Annotated in this window: 9 protein-coding genes and 1 tRNA gene; all 10 read left to right on the forward strand. The window is 61.1% G+C overall.

What is annotated here, in order from left to right:
• Positions 1-81: 81 nt before the first annotated feature.
• Positions 82-2,964 carry a type I DNA topoisomerase gene (topA, locus tag I6E60_RS11065; protein ID WP_197180357.1) on the forward strand — a complete coding sequence of 961 codons (2,883 nt, stop codon included), beginning with the start codon at positions 82-84 and terminating at the stop codon, positions 2,962-2,964.
• Between the two features lies 1 nt (position 2,965).
• Entirely contained in the window at positions 2,966-3,595 is a 630-nt protein-coding gene (gene tmk / locus I6E60_RS11070; protein ID WP_197125953.1) for a dTMP kinase, read from the forward strand.
• Positions 3,596-3,604: 9 nt separating this feature from the next.
• Positions 3,605-4,771: a DNA polymerase III subunit delta' gene (locus I6E60_RS11075; protein ID WP_197125951.1), complete on the forward strand. Its 1,167-nt coding sequence runs from the start codon at positions 3,605-3,607 to the stop codon at positions 4,769-4,771.
• The gene (locus tag I6E60_RS11080; RefSeq protein ID WP_197125949.1) at positions 4,768-6,309 is read left to right on the forward strand and encodes an alpha/beta hydrolase; all 1,542 of its coding nucleotides are present in this window, start codon (positions 4,768-4,770) and stop codon (positions 6,307-6,309) included. The genes I6E60_RS11075 and I6E60_RS11080 overlap by 4 nt, the downstream gene beginning before the upstream one ends.
• 16 nt (positions 6,310-6,325) lie before the next feature.
• The gene (locus I6E60_RS11085; protein WP_197180359.1) at positions 6,326-7,894 is read left to right on the forward strand and encodes an alpha/beta hydrolase; all 1,569 of its coding nucleotides are present in this window, start codon (positions 6,326-6,328) and stop codon (positions 7,892-7,894) included.
• A 79-nt stretch (positions 7,895-7,973) separates the two neighbouring features.
• Positions 7,974-8,046 (forward strand) — tRNA-Thr (locus tag I6E60_RS11090).
• Positions 8,047-8,207: 161 nt separating this feature from the next.
• A complete protein-coding gene (locus tag I6E60_RS11095; RefSeq protein ID WP_374189224.1) occupies positions 8,208-8,906 on the forward strand; it encodes a lysophospholipid acyltransferase family protein in 699 nt (232 codons plus the stop codon).
• Between the two features lie 216 nt (positions 8,907-9,122).
• Positions 9,123-9,983: a hypothetical protein gene (locus tag I6E60_RS11100; RefSeq protein WP_197180363.1), complete on the forward strand. Its 861-nt coding sequence runs from the start codon at positions 9,123-9,125 to the stop codon at positions 9,981-9,983.
• Between the two features lie 45 nt (positions 9,984-10,028).
• Positions 10,029-11,453: a D-alanyl-D-alanine carboxypeptidase gene (locus I6E60_RS11105; RefSeq protein ID WP_197180365.1), complete on the forward strand. Its 1,425-nt coding sequence runs from the start codon at positions 10,029-10,031 to the stop codon at positions 11,451-11,453.
• 81 nt (positions 11,454-11,534) lie between these two features.
• Entirely contained in the window at positions 11,535-12,119 is a 585-nt protein-coding gene (locus I6E60_RS11110) for an isochorismatase family protein (protein WP_197125937.1), read from the forward strand.
• The last annotated feature ends 7 nt before the right edge of the window (positions 12,120-12,126 follow it).

Below are 12,126 nucleotides of genomic sequence, written 5' to 3' on the forward strand. Positions count from 1 at the left end.
CAACTGAGCGGTCGGTGTGTGTATTGTGTCGCTGATAGTGGCGCTGCCACCGGTCAAGTGCGTCATCATCCAAGGAGTCCCGTGTCTGGCACCAAAAAACTTGTCATTGTCGAGTCGCCCACCAAGGCCAAGACGATAGCCAAGTACCTCGGTGACGACTACGACGTGCTCTCCTCCGTCGGTCACATTCGTGACCTCGTCGAGCCTCGCAACCTGCCGCCCGAGCTCAAAAAGGGTTCGCTCGGCAAGTTCTCTGTCGACGTCGATAACGGCTTCGAGCCCTACTACGTCGTCTCCGACGCCAAAAAGAAAACCGTCGCCGAACTGAAGAAAGCGCTCAGCGGCGCTAACGAACTCTTCCTCGCAACTGATGAGGACCGCGAAGGTGAGGCCATCGCGTGGCACCTCCTGCAGGTGTTGAAGCCCAAGGTTCCCGTGAAGCGCATGGTGTTCCACGAAATCACCGAAGACGCCATCGAAGCGGCTATCAACAACACCCGTGAGGTCGACACCGCGCTCGTTGACGCTCAGGAAACCCGCCGCATCCTCGACCGCCTCTACGGCTACGAAATCTCTCCCGTGCTCTGGCGCAAAGTCGGCCCCGGTCTTTCCGCTGGCCGCGTGCAGTCCGCCGCGACCCGCCTCGTTGTCGAGCGCGAGCGCGAACGGCTCGCCTTCATCACTGCCAACTACTGGGACCTCATCGCCCAGCTCTCGCCAGACAGCGAAACCAACGGTTTCGAATCCAAGCTCGTGCGCCTCGACGGCAAGCGTGTTGCCGCCGGCCGTGACTTCGATGACCGCGGAAACCTCAAGGGTGACGCCGTGGCCCTCGACGAAAAGGCCGCTCAAACGCTCGCAGATGCCCTGCGGATGCCGAGCACCACCATCACCGTAAAAACGGTCGAGACCAAGCCATACACGCGCCGCCCCGCAGCACCGTTCACCACCTCAACGCTGCAGCAGGAGGCCGGGCGCAAGCTGCGTTACTCCGCTCGCCAGACGATGAGCGTTGCGCAGTCGCTGTACGAAAACGGTTACATCACCTATATGCGAACCGATTCCTCGTCGCTCTCGCAGCAGGCCATCACCGCCGCTCGCACCCAAGCCGTTGCCCTCTACGGTGCAGACGCTGTGCCCGACAAGCCCCGCGTCTACGCCAGCAAGAGCAAGAACGCTCAAGAGGCCCACGAAGCTATTCGCCCCTCGGGAGATACCTTCCGCACGCCAAGCGAACTGCAGTCGACGCTGCGCGGCAACGACTTCAAGCTCTACGAACTGATCTGGAAGCGCACCGTCGCCTCGCAGATGGCTGACGCTAAGGGGTCAACGGCATCCATCACGATCGCTGCCGGTGAAGCTCCCGTTGCCGAATTCTCGGCCAGCGGAACCATCATCACCTTCCGCGGTTTCATGCAGGCCTACGAAGAAGGCCAAGACGAAGAGCGCAACGCCACCGCTGAGCCCAAAGAAGCGAAACTGCCTCCGCTCAAGGAAGGCCAGACGCTCACACTTCTCGACGTCGAAGCGAAGGGCCACGAGACCAGCCCGCCGCCGCGTTACACCGAAGCCAGCCTCGTCAAGAAGCTAGAAGAACTCGGCATCGGTCGCCCGTCGACGTACGCGTCGATCATCTCCACGATCATCGACCGCGGCTACATCACTCCTCGCGGCCAGGCCCTCGTGCCCAACTGGATTGCGTTCTCCGTGATCCGTTTGCTCGAAGAGTACTTCGGCGACCTCGTGCAGTATGACTTCACCGCAGGCATGGAAGACGACCTCGACCGCATCGCGGGCGGCACCCAGAACCGCGTGGAGTGGCTGCAGTCGTTCTACTTCGGTGACGACAAGTACCGGGGCCTTCGCACCGTCATCGACAACCTCGGCGAGATCGATGCCAAGGAAATCAATTCGATGAAGCTGTCGGATGACGTGACCCTGCGCATCGGCAAGTACGGTCCGTACCTCGAGACTCCCAGTGACGACCCGGAGAAGCCGCGCCGCGTCAACATTCCCGAAGCTCTTGCGCCCGACGAGCTCACCCTCGCCAAGGCGATCGAACTCATCGAAGCGCCCGTGATCGGCGACCGCGTCATCGGCGTGAACCCGGAGAACGGCAAAGAGATCGTCGCGAAGGATGGCCGCTTCGGCCCCTACGTGACCGAGCTCGAACCAGAACCCGAGCCCGTTCCGGAGCCCGTCGAAGAGATCGATCCTAAGACCGGCGAAGTGAAGAAGGCCAAGAAGCCTAAGAAGGCTGCCGTCGTGAAGCCGCGCACGGCATCCATTTTCAAGACGATGGAACTTGACGCGATCGACCTCGACACCGCGCTCAAGCTGCTCAGCCTGCCCCGCGTCGTTGGTCTCGACCCTGAAACGGGCGTCGAAATCACCGCGCAAAACGGACGCTACGGCCCCTATCTCAAGAAGGGTGTCGAAACTCGTTCGCTCACGAGCGAAGACCTCATTTTCGACATCGACGTCGCCGGTGCCGTAGAGCTCTACGCCCAGCCCAAGTACGGCAACCGCGCAGCATCCAGTGCTCTCAAAGAGTTCGATGCTGACCCCGTGAGTGAAAAGCCGATCAAGATCAAGGATGGCCGCTTCGGTGCGTACGTAACCGACGGCACCACTAACGCCACCATCCCGCGCGGCGAGACCGTCGAAGATGTCGACTTCGAGCGTGCCGTTCAGCTGTTGGCTGACAAGCGAGCCAAGGGACCGGTCAAGCGCAAGACGGCTGCGAAGAAGCCTGCCGCGAAGAAACCAGCCGCCAAGAAGCCTGCCGCCAAGAAGCCGGCTGCGAAGAAGCCTGCGGCGAAGAAGCCTGCGGCGAAGAAGCCTGCGGCGAAGACGACTGCCGCAAAGACCACAGCAGCTAAGACGACTGCGGCCAAGAAGCCGGCGGCGAAAAAGCCTGCTGCGCCCAAGGCCACCACCGCCGCCACTACTGAAGCAGAGTAGCGTGCCCGGACTGTTCATCACGCTCGAGGGCGGGGACGGCGTTGGTAAGACCACGCAGTCACAGCTTCTCGTGAAGTGGCTCGAAGAAGCCGGCCACACGGTTGTTGTAACTCGCGAACCCGGTGGCACTGATTTGGGCTTAGAGTTGCGCGAAATCGTATTGCACCGCCGGGGCGAGATGGACCCGCGTGCCGAAGCGCTCATCTACGCCGCCGACCGTGCCCACCACATCGCAACGCTGGTGCGTCCAGCCCTTGAGCGCGGTGAGATCGTTGTTCAGGATCGCTACATCGACTCTTCCGAGGCCTACCAGGGTGCCGGTCGAGTGCTCGGGTCCGACGAAGTGCGTGACCTCTCGCTGTGGGCGACGCAGAACTTGCTTCCCGACGTGACCGTGCTGCTCGATCTCGATCCTGCCGACAGTCGCAAGCGCCTCGACAACGCTCGCACTCGCTACGACAGGCTCGAAGCTGAGAAGCAAGAATTCCACACCCGCGTTCGCGACGCCTTCTTGGAACGCGCGGCGAAGGAGCCCGAGCGCATCCTTGTGGTGGATGCCGCCCGCGGCGTCGATGAGATCGCTGGCACGATCCGTGAGCGCATTCAGAACCACCTCCCGCAACCCGCCTAGACTGAGCGCATGTCGTTGTGGGAGGGCCTGACGGGCCAAGCTGAAGCGATCGCCGTTCTTGAGGCTGCGGCCTCGTCATCGGCGTTGGGCAGCTCAGAACAGTCGTCGATGACGCACTCGTGGTTGATCACGGGCCCGCCCGGATCTGGCCGCTCTAATATTGCCTACGCTTTCGCTGCCGCCCTGCTCGGCACGCGCGGCGACGAAACCGAAGAGTCGGTCTACAAACAGGTTGTTGCTCGCACCCATCCCGACCTTGGCGTGCTGAGCACCGAACGCGTCATCATCTCCATCGACGAGGTGCGCAAGCTGGTGGCCTCGTCGCAGTTCTCGCCGTCGGTCGGCCACTACCGGGTCATGATTATTGAGGATGCCGACCGCATGGTCGAGCGCACCTCCAACGTTCTGCTCAAAGCCCTAGAAGAGCCGCCGCCACGCACGGTCTGGATTCTGTGCGCGCCCAGCGAAGCCGACCTCATTCCCACCATCCGTTCCCGCGTGCGCAGCGTTCGTCTCCGCACGCCCGCGATCGAGGATGTTGCCCAACTGCTGCAAGATCGCGATGGCGTTGCACCCGACATCGCCTTGCGCGCGGCACGAGAAGCACAAAGCCACATCGGCATGGCACACCGTCTTGCGACCAATGCGGAGGCCCGCGAACGACGCGAACAGGCACTGACCACCGTGCTCAACATCCGCACGGTGTCGGACGCTGTGATCGCCGCCACTCTCTTGCTCGAGTTGTCGAAGGCGGATGCCACCGCCCTCACCGAGGAGAAGGACGCCCACGAACGCGAGTCCGCGCTTCGCTCGCTCGGTGTTGCTCCCGGCGGCACTATTCCGCCGGCGCTGCGGGTGCAGCTCAAGAATCTCGAAGAAGACCAGAAGCGTCGTGCGACTCGAAGTTTGCGCGACGGTATTGACCGCATCATGGTCGACTTACTGTCGCTCTACCGCGACATTTTGTTGACCCAAATTGGTGCCCCGGGAGAACTCATTAACCTCAGCATTGTCAATAACCTCACGGCGGTGGCGAACCGCACAACAGCGCCAGCGACGCTCGCCATCATGGACGGTATCGCTGAAGCGCGCCGTCGCATCGAAAGCAATGTTGCTCCGGCACTCGCCCTTGAGGCGATGCTCGTGAAGGTCGCTGTATCGGGACGCGGGGCATGAGGCACCGCTCTGCACGCCTCGTTGGCCTCACATCGGTCGCGCTGGCGGTCTCGCTGACACTGAGTGGCTGTGTTTCGTGGTTTGTGCCGTCGGAATCCAGCACAACATCGACGCCGACGGAAGAAGCCGTTGCGCCGAATCTGACAAAGTTTTATCAGCAGGTGCTGGAGTGGGCGAGCTGTGGAGACGATCTGCAGTGCGCTATGGCGATTGCGCCGGTGGATTGGGAGAATCCCGAGGGTGACACGATCGAGTTGGCCCTTGTGCGTCAAGTTGCTCAAGGCAATGACCGCATCGGTTCTTTGCTCGTCAACCCGGGTGGCCCTGGCGGTTCTGGTTTCGATTTCATCGCCGACAGTGTGGATTACGCCACCAGTGAGGCCCTCCAATCGCAGTTTGACGTTGTTGGTTTTGATCCTCGTGGGGTGAACCGTTCGACGGCGGTGTCGTGTTACTCCGACCCTGCCGAGCTTGATGACTATATTTACGGGATCACGCCGGGGGAGAAGGGCAGCGACGAATGGATTGCTGCCGCCACTGATGCCTCCGCCCAGTTTGCCCAGCGCTGTAGCGAGGAGACGGGCGAGCTATTGGGCTTCGTTGACACCCCGAGTGCTGCCCGCGATCTCGACATGCTGCGTGCCGCTCTCGGCGATGAGACGCTGAACTATTTGGGCTACTCCTACGGAACGTTGCTCGGCCAGGTCTATGCGGAGTTGTTCCCAGAAAAGACAGGGCGGCTCGTTCTCGACGGCGCGGTCGACCCCGCGGCATCCGAATTCGAAACTACCAAGGCTCAAGCAGAGGGTTTCGAGGGCGCGCTTGATGCGTTCTTGGCTGACTGTGCCGGCGCGAGCGATTGCCCGTTCACGGGATCTGTCGAGCAGTCGCGCACGACCATCCGCACGTTGCTCGACCGCCTCGATAAGAGCCCGCTCACGAACGCTGACGGGCGCAAATTGGGCAGTGCAACCATGTTCACAGCCATCATCCTGCCGCTCTACAGCCAAGACAACTGGGCCTACCTGCGCCAGCTTTTCGACTCGGTAATGAGGGGCGACGCCACCATCGCTTTCGATTTGGCCGACAACTACAACGGCCGCAGCGCTGACGGCACCTACGCCGAAAACCAGACAGAAGCTTTCATCGCGATCAATTGCTTGGATGCCCGCGAGCCAGCCGATAACGAGAGCATGCGTGCGCAGGCTGCCGAGCTTGCCGCCGCGGCTCCGGTGTTTGGCCCGCAGATGTCGTATGGCGACCCCGGTTGCGCTAACTGGCCGGTGGAAGCGAAGCGAGAGCGCGTGGCGATCGCTGCTCCCGGTGCGGCCGACATGCTGGTGATTGGCACGACGAATGACCCGGCGACGCCGTACATGTGGGCACAAACCGTTGCTGAAAACCTCGACTCGGGTCACCTGATTACTTACAACGGTGAAGGTCACACGGCGTATAACAAGTCGAATGAGTGCGTCAATACAGCGGTAGAAGACTTTCTCCTCAGGGGCGAAGTTCCCAGCGCCGATCCGAACTGCTAACCGCTAGGCTCATGCGGTGAACTTTATCGCCGCCGCCCCCGCCTCTCGCACTCGCAGGTTTGCCCTCGTGGTGCCCGCTCTCGTTCTCACCCTCGTGCTGAGCGGCTGTGCGAACCTCTTTTCGGGACTTTTCGGGGAGACTTCGCAGCCGACCGGTGAGACGGTGGCGGCAGAACTCGCTCCCTATTACGAGCAAATTCTCACGTGGGTGGATTGCGATAACGGCGCTCAGTGCGCGACGGCGATCGCTCCGATGGATTGGGCAAACCCATCTTCGGAAACTGATATTGAAATCGCGATGGCTCGCCGGGAGGCAACAGGGGAGAGCCTGGGGTCGCTGTTTGTGAACCCGGGTGGGCCAGGCGCCTCAGGTTTTGATCTCATCCACGATGACGTGGACTTTGCGGTGAGTGCGAACCTGCGCGAGAACTACGACGTGATCGGCTGGGACCCTCGCGGAGTTGGCCGTTCGACTCCCGTGACGTGCCTCGATGACGGCGGCCTCGATGATTTCATTTTTGGTATTCCGGATACGGCGGTCGGCAGCGATGAATGGCTTGCGGAGAGCGAGCAGGCGGCCATCGATTTCGGCCAGGCGTGCCTCGACAACACGGGCCCGATCCTGCAGTTCATTGATACCCAAAGCACGGTGCACGACCTCGACATGTTGCGCGCGATTGTGGGCGACGAGAAGCTGCAGTATTTGGGTTACTCCTACGGCAGCGATATCGGCTCGTATTACATCGAAAACTTCCCGCAGAACGTGGGTCGCATTGTGCTCGACGGCGCCACCGACTCGTCTATTTCTGTTTTTGAGGTCGGCCGCGTTCAGACGATTGGTTTCCAGAGGGCACTCGAAAACTATTTGGCGGCGTGCCCGACATCGTTCGATGAGTGCCCGTTCACCGGCGGGGTGGATGCCGCGCTGGCGACGATCCGCGAACTCTACGACCGCTATGACGCGAATCCGATTGCTGCCCCCGATGGCCGCATGATGGATGCCGGTGTGCTCGATATCGCGATGAGCACTGCCCTCTACTCTCAAGACTCGTGGCCGTTCCTCAACGACCTTTTCTCGGAGGCTGCGCGCGGCGAAACGGATACCGCATTCTTCCTTGCTGATTTCTATTACAGCCGCGATCTCGATGGCAGCTACACCGACAACTCGCTCGAGGCTTTCATCGCGATTTACTGCGTCGACTACCCCGTTGAGACTGACCCTGCCGTGCTGGTTGAACAGCAGGAACTCATGCGTGAGGCTTCGCCGACGACCTACCGCGATTTTCCGCCGACTGGTGACCTGACCTGCCTCAATTGGCCGTACCAGTACATCGGGCCCGACATTACGGAGCTGACCGGTGAGGGCGCACCGCCCGTGCTGATCATCTCCACAACGGGCGACCCGGCGACACCCTACGAATGGGGCGTAGCACTCAGCGAGCAGCTAGAGAGCGCCCAGCTCATCACCTACAACGGCGAAGGTCACACCGCCTACAACGGTGGTGTCGGGTGCATCGATGGTGCGGTCGACGCCTATTTCATCAACGGTGTAGTCCCGAATGACGACCCAGATTGTGCTGCCTAACGACAACTGGGCGGAGTGGGCTTTCGGGCCCCAAAACTTCGGCTAAGCTATCTTGCTGTGCCTCATGAAAATGTGGCCGGCCGCCTTAGCTCAGTTGGTAGAGCATCTCACTCGTAATGAGAAGGTCGTCAGTTCGATTCTGACAGGCGGCTCCGTTGAGCATCGAGGATCAGAGAAATCTGGTCCTCGTTGTGCGTTGTGGTGGCGGCAAACTCCCATATCGGAGTCTTAAGCTGAGGGTATGAAGTACCGCAACGAACCCATCTATACAGCAGCCATCGGCGCGGGTCGCGCCATGTTCGGTGCTCTTCGTGTGCGACGCACCGTCATCGGGTCGCAGAATCTGCCCGATGAGGGAGGGGCCGTGATCGCGATGACCCACTTCGGTTACCTCGAGTTCGCTCTTGTCGAGTGGGCGCTGTGGCTGCACAATCACCGCCGCATCCGTTTCATGGCTAAAAAGAGCGTGTTCGAGAAGCGCGTTGTCGGCTCGTTTATGCGCAACATGAAGCACATCCCTGTCGACATGAATGCTGGGGCTAAGGCCTACGAGTCTGCCGTCACGGCTCTGCGCACGGGGGAGCTGATTGGGGTATTTCCCGAAGCCGGAGTGAGTGCATCCTTCACCATCCGTGATTTCAAAACCGGCGCCGTGCGTCTAGCAGCAGAAGCGGGCGTGCCCGTGATCCCCATAGCGCTGTGGGGTGGGCAGCGCCTGATGACGAAGAACCGCAAGATCACTTTGCGTGAACGTGTGGGCATCCCGATCGTGATGGTCGTTGGGGACCCGATGACGGTTGCGACGACGGATGACGCGACAACAGCAACTGCGCGACTCAAGAAGACGATGGAAGGCCTGCTCCACACGGCGCAGGAGGCATACCCACTCGATGGCACCGGTCAGTGGTGGCAACCGCGTCACTTGGGCGGAACCGCACCGACGCCAGACGAGGCGGCCGCGGCAGATGCTGAGCGCGATGCGCGACGCGCACAAGCCGCCCGCAAGCACTAACCCGGCACTGTTTTCCCTCATGCCCCGAACGACGATTTCGGGCTACGAGGGTGTCCCCCAAACAGAGGATAGACCCGTCACCCAGACCCCCCATTAACGGGTATTTGCCTATGTTTCCGGGGTTTTTCCCTTGTGGAACGCTGCTTTCGCGCCTAGTTTTGGCAACAGGAAGCAGAGGGGTCTGCCTCCTATTTATTCGTCTGGGGGACGATTTTCATGGGGAGAGTTCCGTTTTTAACGGCCTTAGTCACCGTCGTAATAGTTGGAGTAGTACCGTTCGTCGGGGGAGGCGGCCCAGGGCTCACCGAGAGCGCAACCGCTAACTCAGCTGCACGTTCGCCGCTGTTTGCGTCGACGGCGACTGCGCCGATCGAAGAGTCGGTCGATGTCGTCGCGATTGCCAGCATCGAACGCGTCAGCGAAGAGTCATTGGCTGCAGCAATCAAGGCTGAAGCCAAGTCGCTGACCACTGACTCTGAGCACCTCGCGCAGAAAGCAGTGCCGAAGCCGGAGCCGATCGTCGTTGCCTCGGTAACGGGCGGTTCAGCATCCGTCACTCAGCTTCGCGCAGCCTATGCTTCGGCGGGTCAAGCTTGCCCGAGCAATGTTGGTGGTGGCGTACCTGGTGCGCCGAGCCGCAGCTCATCACAGGGCGTCGCCGGAACGACCTCGGGCGACCTCGCATCCTTCGCTTACGCCTACAACTCGATTCGGGTTGCTAACTGCCTGGAGCCCATCGCGCTGTCGAACTTCCGCTATGACTCCTGCATGGAAGAACGCCTCTTCTGGATGGCAGAATCGCCCAGCTCGGATCCTCTCGACGGTTGGGGCCACAACGGCACCACTCGCTCCGACGGCGTTGCCGCTCGCGGTTGCGACGGAAACCTCGCCGGTGGTTCAGGAAACAGCGGAGCCACCGTTGCTTCCAAGTGGTGGGAATCGTATTCTCACCGCGCATCGCTCTACCAGCCCGGTGCCAGCACCGGCGGCGTGTGCATCGCCTTTGCCATGACCCACGGCGGAATCGATGAGCCTTATAGCTTTACCCGCGCAGCAGCACGATGGACGTACTGCTAGGCCCACTCGAAGCGCTGGGTTCGAACATCCGGGTACTATAACCGGGTGACTGATTCAGCCAGTAGTGAGCCGAAAGCGCCAGGAGGAATACGCGCGTTTATAACTCAGCACCCCACCGCATCCACGGTGACGGTCGCAGCGGTTGTATTCGTACTACTCGCAGTAGTAGCAGTATTCGCCGGAATTTCGGTTGGCTCCGCTAACTCGGCAGTTGATGTCACCCCAGACGAAGTCACTGCAGAGCAGCGGAGCCAACCGGATGTTATACCCGGAGCGGTAGCGGTGCGCACGTGCTCTGTGGATTCTTTGGCCACGGTCGCAACCTTCCCCTCGCTTGTCGGAGTCGTGACGGATGTCGCTACGGGCACCGTGTTGTGGGACCGTTCTGCCGACGAAGCCGCCAGCCCCGCCCACATTGTGACGGCGATGACGGCTGCTGCGGCACTTCAGGCTCTCGGTGCAGACACTCGCATCAGCACCAAAGTTATTGACGGATCATCGGCGGGCGTGATCGTGCTGGTGGGTGGCGGTGACCCGACCCTCGCGACGACCAATGCGTCGTACTATCGCGATGCCCCCCAAATTTCGGATCTCGCTTCGCAGGCGATAACCCGCTATGAAGAACTCCATCCTGGAGTTCCGATTACGGAGATCGTGCTCGACTCCACTCTGTGGAACACGAGCGATGCCTGGGATTCCAATTGGCCCGAGCGTGAACGCACTGGTGGATACCACTCCTACGTTACGGCGCTCATGGTGAACGGCGACCGGGCTGATCCCACCATCGCGATCAGCCCCCGCGGCACCGATCCCGTGCAATCGGCTGGGCAAGCATTCGCCCAAGCCGCTGGATTGCCCGCGGTCACATTCTCGACCGGCGCAGCGGTCGGCAACACGGTGCTGGCTGAAGTTAAGTCGCAACCTGTCAGCGTGCTCGTGGAGCAGATGTTGATCAGTGGCGATGACTCCTTGGCTGAGTCGCTTGCCCGTCTGGTTTCCAAACAGCAAGGTCTCAGCGGCGCTGCAAGCACCCTGAACCAGGCGATCCAGAGTGTGCTGTCGGATGCCGGACTCGATGATGCCGGAACCATCACCATCACCGATGGTTCAGGTCTCAGTGCCAAAAACCAAGTCTCGCCGTTGTTCGTCGCACAGTTCATGGCGGCAGGGGCATCAGGCAGCGGCGCAATCGCGACAGCGTTCTCGATGCTTCCGGTTGGGGGCGAAAGCGGCGACCTTTATAACCGTTTTGAGGGGGATGCCGCTGCGGCATCCGGTCACGTCGCGGCTAAATCAGGGTGGACGAACCAGGAGCATTCGCTTGGTGGCGTGGTGAATGCCAAGGATGGTACTCAGCTCGCTTTCGCGTTCTACGCGATCGGCGAGGGCATCTCCACCGACGCACGCACCGCGCTCGACAACCTCGTCGCTGGCGTTTATGCCTGTGGAAGCAATCTCTCCAACTACTAAGCTCTCCAACTACTCAGCTCGCCAACTACTCAAGCCTGCGGCGATCGGTTGTGGGGCGTCGGCGCGACTTAGACTGGCATCGTGGTTGCTGCACTTTTCATTATTGATGTTCAGAACGATTTCACCGAGGGCGGCGCGTTAGGCGTCGACGGCGGTGCTGCTGTGGCGGCCGGAATCACCGACTATCTGCGGGCCAATCCCGATCGCTATGACGTGGTGATCGCATCCCGTGACTGGCACGATGCTGACAATGACAACGGTGGCCACTTCGCCACGGATGCCGAACCCAACTTTGTTGACACTTGGCCCGTTCACTGTGTCGCGGGCACAGCTGGGGCCGAGTACCACCCCGCGCTCGACACCTCGCTCGTGCAGGTGCACGTGCGTAAGGGGCAGGGCGTTCCCGCGTACTCAATCTTCGAGGGCACTACCGAAGATGGCGAGACGGTGCCCGCCCTGCTTGATCGTCTCGGTGTCGACACGATCGATGTCGCTGGCATCGCTACCGACTACTGCGTTCTTGCTTCTGCTCTGGATGCCGCGGGCAGCGGCCGCGACGTGTCGGTGCTCACCGGCCTAGTCGCCGGTGTCGCTCCGGAATCGAGCGCCGCCGCTCTCAGCACGATGGCAGACACGGGCATCACCCTTGTCTCTACCGAAGACTGACGAGTGG

Source organism: Salinibacterium sp. SWN167 (assembly GCF_015864665.1).
Lineage (GTDB): Bacteria > Actinomycetota > Actinomycetes > Actinomycetales > Microbacteriaceae > Rhodoglobus.